Genomic DNA, 15,234 nt, shown 5'->3' on the forward strand with positions numbered 1-15,234 from the left:
CGCAAGCGTCATACAGTTTCGCATGATGCTTGCAGCAGCCCCGCAAGCGTCATACAGTTTCGCATAATGCTTGCAGCAGCCCCGCAAGCGTCATACAGTTTCGCATGATGCTTGCAGCAGGCCCGCAAGCATCAAACAGTTTCGTATGATGCTTGCAACGGCGTCGCAAGAACCAAAACGTTTTGTGTGATGGCAGAAACGCGCGTTTTTTATGCCAACCGATTTTTATGCTACCTTTGCCGCTCGAATGGAACGACTGAAAATTATTGCCGACGATAAAATCCCTTTCCTCAAAGGGATAATGGAACCTTATGCCGACATTGTTTATCTGCCCGGCGCTGCCATCACGGCGGCCGATGTAAAAGATGCCGACGCTGTGTTTACCCGCACGCGCACCCTGTGCAATGAAACGCTGCTGAAAGGCAGCCGTGTCCGGCTGATTGCCACGGCGACCATCGGATTCGATCATATCGACACGGCCTACTGCGATGCGGCAGGCATCCGCTGGGTCAATGCGCCGGGGTGCAACGCCTCGTCCGTGCAGCAATATATCGTGGCGGCATGCGTCATGCTGGCGCATGAGCGGGCGTTGCGACTGGCCGACACGACGATCGGAGTGATTGGCGTGGGAAACGTCGGTCGCAAAGTAGCGGCAGCGGCCGAGGCGCTCGGCATGCGTGTCCTCCTGAACGACCCGCCGCGCGCCGAACGCGAAGGCGATGCGGCTTTCACTCCGTTGGAACAATTGTTGAAAGAAAGCGACATCGTCACGTGTCATACGCCGCTGACGCGCGAAGGGGCGTACCCGACGTACCATCTGGCGTCGGACGATTTCTTCGGACAAATGAAGGACGGCGCGGTATTTATCAATTCGTCGCGCGGAGCAGTGGCCGACAGCGTCGCGCTGAAAAAAGCCTCGGCGCAAAAACTGTCCGCTTTCATCCTCGACACGTGGGAAAACGAACCGGCCATCGACCTCGAACTGTTGCGCGACGCGTACCTCGGTACTCCTCACATTGCCGGGTATTCGTCGGACGGGAAAGCCAACGGAACGGCCGCCTGTGTGCATGAATTTTGTCGCTTCTTCGGCCTCAACGTCTTGCGCGACTGGTATCCGGCCGATATTCCGCCGCCTCCCATGACCACAACGCTCGCGATCGACGGCACCGGTAAAACAGCCGAAGCGATTTTTTACGAAGCCGTGACGCATACTTATCCCATCGCGCAAGACAGCGAACGGCTGAAACAATCGCCCGCCATGTTCGAAAAACTGCGCGGGGATTATTGGATACGTCGCGAATGTAAGAATTTCCGCCTGCACCTTACCCATGTCGCCGAAGAGACACGAAACGGCCTGGAAGGGTTGGGGTTTACTGTGCGATGAAAGGAAGATGGCAGTCGACATAAATTTGGAGAGACAGATAATCTGTCGTATTTTTGCAGATGAAAACGCAAAAGCATCACATCGTATGGGGGTTACACTACATTTAAATATTGATAAGTCGGTATGGGAACAGACGCAGCTTATCGCACAGGAGCAGGGTAAAACCGTATCGGAAATGATCGAAAACCATTTTCGCGCAATGATTCAATCACGAAAACAACAATCGCAGGAAATGCCGCTTTCGCCCTTTGTGCGTGATCTGATGGGTAGTATTCCCGATGCAGAAAGCAACCTTGACGATATCAACGAGCGCGAAATAATTCATGCACATGTAGAAAAGAAACATCAATGAGCAGAACCCGACTGTTTTTAGATACGAATGTTATTCTCGACTTCATGAAAGCTCGTGAGCCTTTTTGCAAAGGAGCTGCTCAAATCTTTGAACTGGCGTATCAAGGCATGGTCGAAACTTATGTATCGTCTCTTTCCTTTTGTAATACGCACTATATTTTTAGAAAAGACGTAGGCGCGGAAGCTTCGCTTGTCGCTTTGAATAAACTAAAACAAATCGTTAAAATATCTCCCGTCAGCGAGCAGGAGGTAACGGCTGCACTGCACTCCGATTTTCCCGATTTTGAAGACGCCCTGCAATATTACTCGGCTATGGCCGTCCATGCTTCGATCATTATATCGCGTAACGGAAAAGATTTCAAACAATCATCGATTCCCGTAATGACGGCGGATGCATTTATAGAGTCATTATCATAAACGTACGATGGCTCTGAAATATACCGATACCGACCGTCATATCCTTCGTCTGGCCGTTCCGAACGTTATCTCCAATATTTCCGTTCCGCTGCTCGGTATGGCCGACACCGCCATCGCCGGACGATTGGGCGACGACGCGAACATCGCGGCCTTGTCGATCGGGACGACGATTTTCAACTTTATCTACTGGAACTGCGCCTTTCTGCGTATGGGTACGAGCGGTATCACGGCGCAGGCCTACGGCGCGGGACGTCATGCCGAATGTGCCAACATGCTCGTGCGAGCCGTTTGGTTAGCCATGCTTCTTGCGGTGCTGATCCTTGTCTTCCAACAGCCGATAGGGAAGTACTCCCTGGCGCTCATGCAGGGCAGCGACAAGGTACAGGCACTGGCTGCCGAATATATTTTCGCGCGTATTTGGGCTGTGCCCGCGTCGATTCTTCTCTTTGCCATTCAAGGCTGGTATATCGGAATGCAGGACGCGCGTACGCCGATGTATATAGCCATCTTCTCGAACGTGGTCAATATCGTGTTCAGTGTCGGATTCGTTTTCGGTCTGGGGATGGGTATTTCAGGAGTAGCCTGGGGAACGGTCGTCGCGCAATATACGGGGCTGATTATGGCGGTTGTGTTCTGGCTCATGAAGTATCGTTCGTATGGCGCTTATTTCAACCTCCGCGACTCGCTCAGGCTGGCTCCCGTCGTTCATTTCCTGCATATCAACAAAGATATCTTTCTGCGTACGTTTTGCATCGTGATTGCCTACACCTTTTTTACGGCTGCTTCGGCACGCTTCGGCGACGTGATACTGACGACGAATGCCTTGTTGATGCAGCTGTTCACGCTCTTCTCCTACCTGGCCGACGGATTCGCTTACTCGGCCGAAGCGCTTTCCGGCCGTTTCGTAGGTGAGCGTAATGGTGAGGCCTTGCACCGGTTTATCCGCCGACTGATGGGCTGGTCGTTGCTGATTGCCGTCTTGTTTGTCGGACTCTACCTTATCGGCTGGAAAGAGATACTCGCCATCTTCTCGCCTTCGGACGAGATCATCGCCTGTGCCGGACAATACATCGGGTGGGTCATTGCCGTACCGCTCATCGGGGCTGTACCGTTTATGATCGACGGGATCATGATCGGAGCCACACGGACGAAGATTTTACGCAATACCGTCTTCCTCTCCACCGTCCTCTATCTGGCCGGTTTTTATGCCTTGGCGCCGTGGCTTGGTAATACGGCCCTCTGGATCGCTTTTTTGATTTTCCTCTCCGCGCGCGGACTGTTGCTCTATTTCGGATCCGACCGGCTGAACGCCGAAAAAATAATCCACGATCGTCTTTGATGTTCCGACCGTTTTTCACTAATTTTGCGGGTATCTCACCATAGAGATGCACAAAGGCGGAAAGACTGTTGAAAACAGAAAACAATCGGACTGCCTCGCTTGTATTAACAATGATAAATAATAAAAATAATGATGAATAAATTAGCAGATATCGGACTGATAGGTCTCGCCGTGATGGGCGAGAATCTCGTACTCAATATGGAGAGTAAAGGCTTTACGGTAGCCGTTTTCAACCGTACGGTGGCGAAGGTCGACAAATTCGTCGACGGACGCGGCAAGGGTAAGAATTTTATCGCGGCACATTCGATCGAAGAACTTTGTCGATCGCTCAAACGTCCCCGCAAAGTGATGCTCCTCGTCAAAGCGGGGCAGGCGGTCGATGATTTTATCGAGCAACTGATCCCCTTCCTCGAACCGGGCGATGTGATTATCGACGGAGGGAACACCCATTTTCCCGATACCATTCGCCGCACAAAATACGTCGAAAGCAAAGGACTGTTATATATCGGCACCGGTGTGTCGGGTGGTGAAGAGGGCGCGTTGAACGGTCCGTCGATGATGCCCGGAGGATCGAAAGTGGCCTGGGAACTTGTCAAACCGATCTTCCAATCCGTTTGTGCACAGGCCGACGGAATGCCTTGCTGCGACTGGGTTGGCGAAGACGGTGCGGGACACTTCGTCAAGATGGTACACAACGGTATCGAATATGGCGACATGCAGCTTATTTGCGAAACATATCAGATGATGAAAGAGTTGCTTGGTCTGTCGAACCTCGAAATGCACGAAGTCTTCAAGGAATGGAACGAGGGCGAACTGGACAGCTACCTGATCGAGATCACCCGCGACATCCTTGCCTATCGCGACGAAGCGGGCGAGTTCGTCATCGACCGGATACTCGATACCGCCGGTCAGAAAGGTACCGGCAAATGGACGGCCGTCGTCGCTCTCGACGAAGGAGTGCCTCTGACCTTGATTGCCGAGGCTGTGTTCGCCCGTTGCTTGTCTGCACAAAAAGAGGAGCGTGTCGCAGCTTCGCGCGAATTGTGTTGCCCCGCGCCCTCTTTCTCCGGAGATAAAAAAGCGTTTATTGAAGACCTTCGGCAAGCCTTGTATGCCTCCAAAATCGTATCGTATGCTCAAGGTTATGCTTTGATGCGCGAAGCCGCCAAAACATACGGATGGGAACTGAACAATGGCGGCATCGCCCTGATGTGGCGCGGGGGATGCATCATCCGTTCGGCTTTTCTCGGAAAAATCAAAGAAGCGTTCGATAAGCATCCCGACCTCACCAACCTGCTGCTCGACCCGTTCTTCAAAGAAAAGGTATTGGCGGCTCAGGCAAGTTGGCGACGCGTCGTGGCCGCCGCTACGATGAACGGCATCCCTGTACCGTCGATGAGCGCCGCGCTCAACTATTTCGACGGTTATCGTACCGAGCGACTGCCAGCCAATCTGCTGCAAGCGCAACGCGACTATTTCGGCGCACACACGTACGAACGCATCGACCGGCCACGCGGCGAATTTTTCCATACGAACTGGACCGGTAAAGGAGGAGATACATCCGCCTCAACGTATACAGCCTAAAATCGTTTATTCTTCACGTACAGATAAGAACGACATGAAAAAGATACTTGTTTTTTGCATGGTAGCGCTGCTGGCAACTTCATGCGGTACCGTGCCGCTGACGGGCAGAAGACAGATGCTGTTAGTCTCCGATTCGGAGTTGCTGACTGCCAGTCTGACCCAGTATGATCAATATATGAGAACGGCGACGAAGTCGACCGATAAGGCGAAGACCGCCACCGTGGTACGTGTCGGCAAAAAGATTGCCGAAGCAACCGAGACGTATTTGCGTCAAAACGGTTTGGAAAATGAGCTCGCTAATTTCAGGTGGGAATTCAATCTGATTAAAGACAACCAAGTGAATGCTTTCTGTATGCCCGGCGGTAAAATCGTGGTCTACGAAGGATTGCTTCGGTTGGCTGCCTCGGACGACGAGTTGGCGGTCGTTGTCGGTCACGAGGTCGCGCACGCCGTGGCCAAGCACAGTAACGAGCGTATGAGTCAGGGATTATTGACCCAGTTCGGCGCTTCCATCGTCAATGCCGCGCTGAGCGAAAAATCGATGGCCATGCGACAGTTGGGAGCGACCGTTTTCGGACTGGGGGCGCAGTTGGGCGTCATCCTCCCTTACTCGCGCAAACATGAGTCGGAGGCGGACTATATGGGTTTGGTGTTTATGACCATGGCCGGGTATAATCCGGAGGTAGCCGTTACGTTCTGGCAAAAAATGTCGGCAGCCGGAGGCGGAGGTACGCCCGAAGTGCTGAGTACACACCCCAGCGACGCGACACGCATCGCCGCCATCAAAAGGTATCTGCCTGAGATGGAAAAATATAAAAAGTGAAAAACGAAAAGTGAAAAGTGAAGAGTGAAAAGTGAAAAGTGAAAAGTGAAGAGTGAAGAGTGAAAAGTGAAAAGTGAAAAGTGAAGAGTGAAAAGTGAAGAGTGAGAAACAATGAATCACGAACGTTGACTGCTGACTGCTAAACAGCAATTAACCATTCGAAGAAAGGGAGTGTGTCATAACGGGCGAACTGTTTCGTTGCTTCCGGAATATGAGCTCGTTCACACACCTTAAGTATGCTCCCTCGCGTCATCTTTAGCGCCTTGTATCTCCCCCATTCTTATACTCCTAATGAGGGTGTGCCCAAACATGGCGTTTAGACACACCCTCATTCATTCAGCCGAACGCTGCACGTTGCAAAAAAGTAATGCCCCCAGGGCTGTAAGCCCGATATCATGAGTACCATTGTTATCCGATAAAAGAGACACTCTTTCTTTCGAAAATAACTTTTATCGGATAGCAATAATAAAAAATCGGGTTGATGCATTTCATCGATCCAACATATTCCGAAAACAAAAAAAGAGCTGTTCCCTTCTGAGACAGCTCTTTTAAAAAGTCGGGATGAGACGACTCGAACGTCCGACCTCCACGTCCCGAACGTGGCGCGCTAGCCAACTGTGCTACATCCCGTTTTTTTCGGCTGCAAAGGTACAAATATTTCCCAACCTGCAAAATTTTTTTCACTTTTCCGATGATCAAAAATTCAAGTTCAGTATAAATCCCGTCTTAACAAGTCCAAATGAATGACTGCTCTCGTCGACTACATCACGCTTTTCCCAACATGATCTCACGGCTTCCTTTTCGTCTTGCAAAGCAGTTTAATCGATGCGAGACTTTTCGTTTTTGGAAGAAGAAAAGGCAAGCCGACCTATTCGACCGATATATTCATGAATCTTTTTTGTAAATTTGCCCGACAAATGAAAATGCAGTTAACATTCAAGGCATATCATTATGAGCTTTCCGGATAAGCAAGAAGCTGCTTTTTCTCAGCTATACACTAAATATGTAAGCAATCTGCATGCTTATGGGACAAGTCTCGGATTCGCATCCGATGTGTGTATGGACGCTATTCAGGATGTTTTTTGCAAACTGTATCTTCGAAAAGATGAACTACTGCATATCGAAAACATTGGTTTTTACCTGTTTCGCAGCCTCCGTAACCGCCTAATCGACCTACAAAAACAACAATACATAACTAAAACCATTGACGACGAAACCCTTGCATTTTCAGTCGAAGTTTCTGTGGCGGAACTATTTGAACACGAAGAAGAACGATTGTTATTGAAAGAAAAAGTCGAACGGCTGTTAAGCATACTCACCAACCGTCAGCGCGAAGCCGTCTACTTACGCCACATGGAAGAGCTCGATTACGACCAGATTGCCGGAATCATGGGAATGAATGCCGCGTCTGTGCGTAAACTCGTTTACCGTGCTCTGGAAGTCATACGTAAACATACAACTGGCCGATAAAGCCCCGATCGACAAAAAACAAACTAATATCCAGCGCAATAAATCCTTTACCAGAAGCGATTCCAAAGCGTTCTCCGCAACAAAATAATATTTTTTTACCGCTTTTTGTCTACAAATAGTTAGTATTATCGTCTTATTTGTAACATTCAGTTAGTCACATGATCGAAAAACAACATTTTTCATCCAGCGCCGACTTTTTAAACGACGATATGTTTATCGTCTGGCGACTTTTTCGTACTGACGAGACCGAACGATATTGGGAAGAATTCGTACGGGAGCATCCGCAAGCCGAGCCTTTACTGCGCGAGGCTTGCCGACGCTTTGAAGCGGTACGGTTGAACGAAAAACGTCGGCTACGTCCCGAGGCCCGAGATGCGATGTATCGACAGCTACTCACTCGCCTTCCGGATCATAAGCCGGTCCGCACGCGACCGACTGCATGGTGGATAGCAGCGGCATCCGTGATATTCGCCGTTATCTCTACGATCGGTATAATGACATGGTCCGCACGCGACGGGCAACAACCAACAGCACTTAGCGATAAGATTGTCGGGCATACCTTGCCTTCGGAGCAAGTACGATTGATTGCGGGCGACCAGACAATCGAGTTGCAATCTTCCTCCGAAATAACCCTCTCGGAGAAAGGCAAAGCCTCTATTCTTGACGGCACGAGTATCGATACCAAAGCCCTTCAACTGGCAGACGATAAACCGAACAGGCTACTCGTTCCTTACGGAAAACGCTCGTTTATCACGCTCGCGGACGGTTCCCGTATATGGCTGAACTCAGGCACGGAACTGACCTTTCCGGCGGAGTTCTCGGGTACAAATCGCGAGATACATCTGCAAGGCGAGATGTATATTGAGGTCGCTCCGTCCGACCGTCCTTTTCTGGTGCATACCCCGAAAGCAATCGTACATGTGAAAGGTACACGGTTTAATGTGTCGGCTTATGCAGACGAGCCGACCGAATCCGTCGTGCTGGTATCGGGAAGCGTACAGGTGGAAGTACAAAATCAACCACCGCTTACACTCGCTCCGGATGAGATGGTAGCGATTTCATCAGGACAGTTGACTAAAAGCCTCGTAGATGCTTCGGAATATACCAGCTGGCACGATGGCGTCATCAAATTTAATCGTACATCCCTGACCGACGTGCTGAAAAAAATCGGACGTTACTATAATGTATCCTTTGAAAGCAGTTCCGACATTGCCTTAAACGAGAAGACCGTTTCCGGAAAACTGTTTCTGTCGAACAATCTCGACAGTGTGATGACGACAGTATCCGTATTATCATCCACCGACTATAAGCGAGAAGATAACCTGATCTGGATCCGTAAAAAACAATCGGCACGTGTGAAGCAACATTGAATCAAAAGTCAAATTCTGAATTAATGGCTGGTAGAAAGAAATTATTATTTATCGGAAATAGTTCCGTCAAACGAACATCAAAAAGACATCTATGAAAAAAAGAAACGACATGAATTATTTTGCTCTAAAAAGGTACGGCAGAATAATCAACATTACGAAGACAGGAGTCTTGCTGTTCCTGTTTTGTTCATTCGGTATGCTGGCAGAAAGCAGCTATTCACAACAGAAAGAAATTTCCGTCGACATGCGCAACGCAACGATTCGTGAAGTGTTTTCTGAAATTGAAGAATCCAGCGACTATGTGTTTCTGATAGGCGATGATGCCGCTTCTGCATTGAACCGACGTGTAACGATCGATCGAAAGAAAGAACCTCTCAACCGTGTGTTGGATGCGTTGTTTAGCGACACAGAACTTGGCTACCGCGTCGTGGAACGCCAAGTGTCAGTCTATCTCAAAACGGCGAAACCGTCAGCAGCCTTAGTGCAACAACAGGAATCCAAAGCCATCACAATCAAAGGAAAGGTGACAGACAGAAATGATGAGCCGCTACCGGGTGTCTCCATCCTGATAAAAGGAACGACACAGGGCATCGCCACCGATATGGACGGGCACTTTGTTTTGTCGGATGTGCTTCGTGATGCGATACTGGAAGTTTCGTATGTCGGGATGAAGTCCCAGACCATTGCTGTAAACGGTAGAACCACCCTCAATATTGTGATGGAAGACGATGAGCTCGTTCTAAATGAGCTTGTTGTCACGGGATATCAAACCTTGTCAAAAGAACGTGTTACGGGTTCTTATGCCGTTGTTTCGGAAAAAAACACACAAGGAAAGCTTGAGACGAATGTCCTTTCACGCATCGAAGGACTGGTGGCCGGAATAAACAAGACGACAAGAGACGATAAGATCGTTATCCGCGGTATTACAACGATTCATGGAGAGCAAAATCCGCTATATATCGTAGACGGCATGCCGTATCAGGGCGATCTGAATGCCATCAATCCGACTGAAGTACAGAATATCACTGTGTTGAAAGATGCTTCGGCCAGCTCCATTTATGGTGCCAGAGCTGCTAACGGAGTGATTGTCATCACGACTAAGCGCGGGAAAGAAGGTAAAACCAGAATCAGTTACAATGGTAGTGTAAAACTGATGCCCAAACCCGATCTGGGTTATCTTAATCTGATGAACAGCTCCGAATTAGTCGATTTACAAGTGGAAGGGTTTCATTTTTACCATAACAAGTACAGCTTGTTGGATAAACGGTATGCCTTAAACCCCGTAAGGGAACTGCTTTATAAGCACGAAAATAAGGAACTGACCGACGAAGAGCTAAAACAATCGCTCGACATCTATCGAAATCTCGACAATCGCCGGCAGATAGAAGACGAGTTCGCGCGTACGGGACTCGTACATCAGCACAATCTATCATTATCAGGCGGCACACAGACGAACCGGTATATAGCGACGCTAAATTATCTCGAAGAATATGGGAATCAGAAGTTTCAAGACAACAAACGATTAGGATTCAGCCTGAAAGATGATATTAACTTCTTTAAATGGCTCTCAGCCGATATGGGGATAAGCGGGAGCTTCTACCGTAATTCGGGCGACAATGGGGTGTCAAATTATGCAGATTTGATTTTGGGATATCCAAGCTATTACATGTTACGAGACGAACAAGGCAATGAGCTTTCGTTGAAGCAGAATAAATCGGAATACGAAATCGAGCGCCTGAAAAAACTCGGATTAAAAGATCAGACCTATTATCCGATCAGTAACCGTTCGGAAGAATCTTATCAGCATGCGGAGAATTATTTTCGTATCCATGCAGGGCTGAAGGTCGACTTGATGGAAGGGTTGAACCTCGAGTTGAAATATCAGACGGAAAATACGTATGCCAAGAACCGTCAGTATTACTCCGACAGATCGTTTATGGTCAGAGACATGATCAACAATGCCGCACAATACGATCCCCAAAAGCAAAAACTGACCTTGAACGTACCCGATGGCGGACAGCTTGACGAAACGCGTGCGGAGTGGTATTCCTATACCCTGCGTTCGCAGCTGAATTTTAGCCGTGTTTTCGGCAGACATGCCATCGCGGCACTCGGTGGGGCGGAAAGACGCCTTGTACGCCATACCGGTTCAAGAAATTACTACATGGGCTATGACGATAACAGTTTGGGTATTAAATCGATTAATCCGCTTATTATGGAACCTCTGACCGGTACCGAGGCGTTAGGTGGATCGTTTAATTGGGTTTATAAAGAACATAATGAGTTGATTCATAAAGAAGATCGGTTTGTTTCGTTTTACGGCAATGCCTCTTATACATTCGACGACCGTTATGCGCTGACGGGCAGTATACGTATAGACCAGTCCAACCTTTTCGGTACTGACCCGAAGTATCAGTACAGGCCGCTGTGGTCATTGGGAGGCAGTTGGCGTATGGCAAACGAAGAGTTCATGAAAGAGATCGCGTGGGTCAATCGCCTGACCCTTCGTCTGACCTCGGGAGTAGGAGGAAATGTGCCTAAAAACGTAGGTCCATATCTGAACATCGTCAATACCGGATATAACAATTGGGTCGGTGACTTTGAATCCCAAATTTCGTATCCGCCGAATGCCGAATTACGTTGGGAAAAGACCGTATCGACCAATATCGGAATTGACTTCGACTTGTTTAAATCACGACTGGGAGGAAGTATCGATCTCTATCACAAAAGCACCTCCGACCTGTTGGGCAATCGGAATGCGGATCCGACACTCGGCTGGGAGAATCTGATGGTCAATTACGGATCGATGGTGAACAAAGGGATCGAGCTGTCTCTGCAAAGCACAAATTATGAGAATAAACATTTTGCGTGGAATACCCATCTGATGTTCAGCTACAATCGGAATGAACTAACGAATTTAACCGGAACCAAAGAAAGTGTGTTTTCGTACACTTCTACGAATGTGCAGACGGTCGGGCGACCAATGGCGAGTTTGTTCAGTTATCGTTATGCCGGACTGGACCCGAAAGATGGAAGCGTACTGGTCTATGATCGTGAAGGCCAAAAAGTCAAAAATGTCAGCTCCGTCGACGATTTGGTGTACTCGGGCACCAGAATACCGAAGTATACGGCCTCGTTAAAAAACACATTCTCTTACCGGAACTTCGATCTCTCGTTCATGTTCGTTTTCTATGGCGGTCATGTGATGCGTGATGTCATCTCTACTTATATGAACGGTGATCCGGGCACGAACATAAACCGCAAGGCGATCAATCACTGGAGAAAGCCGGGAGACGAAAACATTCCGAATGTAGCGCCTGCTTTCAATACGAATATTTATTACAGGCAGGCACAAACATGGTATGCAGCTGATGTACACGTTAAAAAGGCCGATTATATCAAGCTTAGGGATGTATCGCTTACCTATAACGTGCCTAAGAATTTCTTGAGCCGGTTCTCGTTGAACAGCGCCACATTAACCTGTCAGATCAGCAACCTCTGGTGGTGGGCGGCCAACGGAGATATTGATCCCGAAGCATATACCATCGGAAGTTACGGCAGGGGAATGCTGACCTTGCCACACCCTACCACCTGTACGTTTGGATTATCTCTTAACTTTTAAACTTCTTCTTTCTAATGAAAACGATATATTATAATGTATTAGTTTACTGTCTGGGCATACTGGCATGTACGTCTTGTAACGATTTTCTCGATATTAAGCCTAAAGGAGTAGTGATTCCCGAAAAGTGCGAACATTACGAAACGCTGCTGAACTTTGCCCAGCTAATGAAGTCCTCGGACTCTTATCCGAATTATATGACCGACGATGTTTTCCTTCCCGGTAATGATGCGGTGACCGGAGGCTATCAGACCCTCGCACTTCCTCTGCAACGTCTTTATTCATTCCAGTCCGAAGTATTCGGAGACGGTGAAAAAGATGGTTTATGGAGCAATTCATACTATCGTATTTACACGTACAATGTCATCATTCAGGAAGTCATGGATTCCAAGGATGCTTCTGAAGAACACAAGAAACAAGTAAAAGCAGAAGCGCTGATGGGACGTGCTTTCGAATATCTTATTCTCGTCAATGCGTATGCCAATCATTACGATCCGGAAACGGCAGCGACAGACCCCGGCGTACCTTTATTACTGGATCAGGATATCAATAAAAAGAATCTTCAACGGGCCACCGTACAGGCAGTCTACGATCAGATCAAAGCAGATCTCGACGAAGCTGCGATTTATCTGCCTCAAAGACCTGTGCTGAATGCGTTTCGAGCGTCGAAGCCCGTAGGGTTCGGACTTTTAGCTCGTATGTACTTATATATGGGCGATTATCCGAAGGCCCTCGAAAATGCGCGGAAATCTCTCGAACACAATGCCGAACTGTTAGACTTGAAGCTTTACAAAGTAGTAGCCCCGAAAAAATTTATCGGTCGTATTAATGTTCCTCAGCGAGACCAGAATCCGGAAAATATTTATATCCGGTTAGCTCCTTATGTGTTTGGTTTGTCAATGAAAGTATACGGCTCCGATGAATTGATTCATTTGTATGACAAGGAGAAGGATAAACGTTTTTTGCTTTATTTCGCCAAAGAGATTGGCAGCATCACGACAGAATACGATCTTTGGGCTCCATTTATCTATGCCAACATGGCCGTGTCGACTCCCGAAATTTATCTGATTGCCGCCGAATGTGAAGCTCGTTTGGGCAATAAGGAGCAAGCGATTTCTTACATCAACAAGCTGAGAGATCATCGGATCATCGATAACACGCCCCTGATGGCAGAGAACGATGAAGATGCGCTGCGCAAAGTACTCGACGAAAGAAGAAGGGAAATGGTATTTCAAGGGTGTACCCGCCTGATTGATCTGAAACGTCTGAACCGTGAACCACGGTTTGCGAAGACCATTGTACATAAGGCAAACGGAGTGAAATATACGCTGGCTCCGGGTGACCCGAAATACATCCTTCCCATTCCTCCGACCGTATTGCGCTTCAATCCGAATATGACACCGAACAAACGATAATCAAACTATGTATAAATTTATGAAACAGAGAACAATTTTGCCATTTGCAGCATTATGTTGCTGCTTGATTGCTTGCCAAACCAACAAGAAGCAAGACGAAACACCTTCTACCGTCCATCTCAAAGGGCAGTTTCTTAACGTCGGAAAAGACGTCGTACGAATGAGTTACAACGGAGCCTCCTCTCTCTTGGGCGACAGCCGCGACATCGTGCTTCAGATCGACTCGGAGGGCAATGTAGATACGACGATCGTACTGACCGAGCCATCTTATTTTAACGTCGGACGGAATACGATTTACCTTACGCCGGGGGATGATCTGACGTTTAAAATCTCCGAAAAAAGCACGGACGCCGAGTTTCAGGGAAAAGGTGCCGAAGCTAACACGTACATGAAAGATCGTTTGTTCCCGAAAAGCGGTTCATTCTTACAAGCCGGTGAGAACGTCAAGGAAGATTTGGCATCTACGATGAAGGTTGTCGACAGTCTGGCGCAAGTGCGTATGCTCAAACTGGAAGCATTGACCAACGTGTCGGATGAATTCAAGAAGCTGGAGACGGCGCGTATCAAGGCGGATGTCGTGAACAGCTGGATTTACTATGCCAATTATTCGAAGCTCTTCGCCGAAGTAAAAAACAGGGATGAGATGATGGCTAAATGGGATGAATTTACGACATCGATTGCTCCGCAGATTTCACCGAAGATACAGGAATTTCTGTCGGAAGAGTTGCTTGATGTAGCCGTTATTCGCGACGTACTTTCCAATCAGCTGGATTCGGTGCTCAACGATAAATGGTTCAAGGGAATAACACTACCCGTTCGTACACAGGAGCTTTTCGCAAGCTCCAAGCTTATCAATGAACTCCGTATGGGAGACGTATCCGAAGAAGCCCTCGAAAAAGCCCGGACATTCCTGCAGACGGTTCAAAATAAGGACTTCGCAATAGAAGTAGAAGGCAAGATTACGCAAAACATGCGATTGTTGCCCGGACAGCCGGCAATCGATCTGGAGCTCACGGATGTTTCCGGTAATGCGAAAAAACTGTCCGACTTTAAAGGCAAACTGATTTACGTTGACCTGTGGGCAACATGGTGCGGCCCCTGCCTGCAGGAAGCTCCTTTCTTCGAGAAGGTAAGTCAGAAATATGTGGGTAAAGACATCGTATTCGTTCCCGTTTCTACTGACAGAACGCGTGAACCGTGGCTAACTTTCCTGAAAGAACACAAAAAGGAACTCGAACAGTTCCACTCCGCCGATATGGCAATGAGAGACGGCTGGCTACTGTATGGCATCCCGCGTTTTATCCTTATCGATAAGAATTTCAACATTATCAATGCTTTTGCTCCCCGTCCTTCGGACGAGGCAACAATCGCGTTAATCGACAGTTGGCTCGCAAAATAATTCGCCAACAGCTCCTTTCGTTCCGCTTCGCGACAGATTACTTTTCGATTTGTGCGAAGCGGA

Annotated in this window: 11 protein-coding genes and 1 tRNA gene; 11 read left to right on the plus strand and 1 reads right to left on the minus strand. The window is 48.2% G+C overall.

The features are described 5' to 3' along the window. Positions 1-211 precede the first annotated feature (211 nt). From EII41_RS00715 to EII41_RS00740, 6 genes are all read left to right on the plus strand, one after another. Positions 212-1,384 carry a 4-phosphoerythronate dehydrogenase gene (locus tag EII41_RS00715; protein ID WP_124789021.1) on the plus strand — a complete coding sequence of 391 codons (1,173 nt, stop codon included), beginning with the start codon at positions 212-214 and terminating at the stop codon, positions 1,382-1,384. A gap of 7 nt (positions 1,385-1,391) precedes the next feature. Then, positions 1,392-1,736, plus strand: a complete 345-nt coding sequence (locus tag EII41_RS00720) for a DUF6364 family protein (RefSeq protein ID WP_124789022.1) — start codon at positions 1,392-1,394, stop codon at positions 1,734-1,736. Then, entirely contained in the window at positions 1,733-2,152 is a 420-nt protein-coding gene (locus tag EII41_RS00725) for a type II toxin-antitoxin system VapC family toxin (RefSeq protein WP_124789023.1), read from the plus strand. Before EII41_RS00720 ends, EII41_RS00725 begins: the two co-directional genes overlap by 4 nt. 7 nt (positions 2,153-2,159) lie before the next feature. Continuing rightward, complete coding sequence (locus EII41_RS00730) at positions 2,160-3,491, plus strand: MATE family efflux transporter (protein ID WP_124789024.1); 1,332 nt, start codon at positions 2,160-2,162, stop codon at positions 3,489-3,491. Positions 3,492-3,623: 132 nt separating this feature from the next. Next, entirely contained in the window at positions 3,624-5,075 is a 1,452-nt protein-coding gene (gnd, locus tag EII41_RS00735; protein WP_124789121.1) for a decarboxylating NADP(+)-dependent phosphogluconate dehydrogenase, read from the plus strand. Between the two features lie 34 nt (positions 5,076-5,109). Then, complete coding sequence (locus EII41_RS00740) at positions 5,110-5,898, plus strand: M48 family metallopeptidase (protein WP_124789025.1); 789 nt, start codon at positions 5,110-5,112, stop codon at positions 5,896-5,898. A 556-nt stretch (positions 5,899-6,454) separates the two neighbouring features. On the opposite strand, the gene EII41_RS00745 is transcribed toward EII41_RS00740, so the two are convergent. Continuing rightward, positions 6,455-6,528 (minus strand) — tRNA-Pro (locus EII41_RS00745). A 321-nt stretch (positions 6,529-6,849) separates the two neighbouring features. Between EII41_RS00745 and EII41_RS00750 the strand changes: the two genes are divergently transcribed. The 5 genes from EII41_RS00750 (at position 6,850) to EII41_RS00770 (ending at position 15,171) form a co-directional block, all read left to right on the plus strand. Further along, the gene (locus tag EII41_RS00750) at positions 6,850-7,368 is read left to right on the plus strand and encodes an RNA polymerase sigma factor (protein WP_124789026.1); all 519 of its coding nucleotides are present in this window, start codon (positions 6,850-6,852) and stop codon (positions 7,366-7,368) included. A gap of 158 nt (positions 7,369-7,526) precedes the next feature. Then, the gene (locus tag EII41_RS00755; protein WP_124789027.1) at positions 7,527-8,738 is read left to right on the plus strand and encodes a FecR family protein; all 1,212 of its coding nucleotides are present in this window, start codon (positions 7,527-7,529) and stop codon (positions 8,736-8,738) included. Between the two features lie 91 nt (positions 8,739-8,829). Then, positions 8,830-12,360, plus strand: a complete 3,531-nt coding sequence (locus tag EII41_RS00760; RefSeq protein ID WP_260425423.1) for a SusC/RagA family TonB-linked outer membrane protein — start codon at positions 8,830-8,832, stop codon at positions 12,358-12,360. 14 nt (positions 12,361-12,374) lie between these two features. Further along, entirely contained in the window at positions 12,375-13,772 is a 1,398-nt protein-coding gene (locus tag EII41_RS00765; protein WP_124789028.1) for a RagB/SusD family nutrient uptake outer membrane protein, read from the plus strand. A 19-nt stretch (positions 13,773-13,791) separates the two neighbouring features. Next, positions 13,792-15,171, plus strand: a complete 1,380-nt coding sequence (locus EII41_RS00770; RefSeq protein WP_124789029.1) for a TlpA family protein disulfide reductase — start codon at positions 13,792-13,794, stop codon at positions 15,169-15,171. The last annotated feature ends 63 nt before the right edge of the window (positions 15,172-15,234 follow it).

This window comes from Tannerella forsythia, assembly GCF_003860135.1.
Taxonomy (GTDB): domain Bacteria; phylum Bacteroidota; class Bacteroidia; order Bacteroidales; family Tannerellaceae; genus Tannerella; species Tannerella forsythia_A.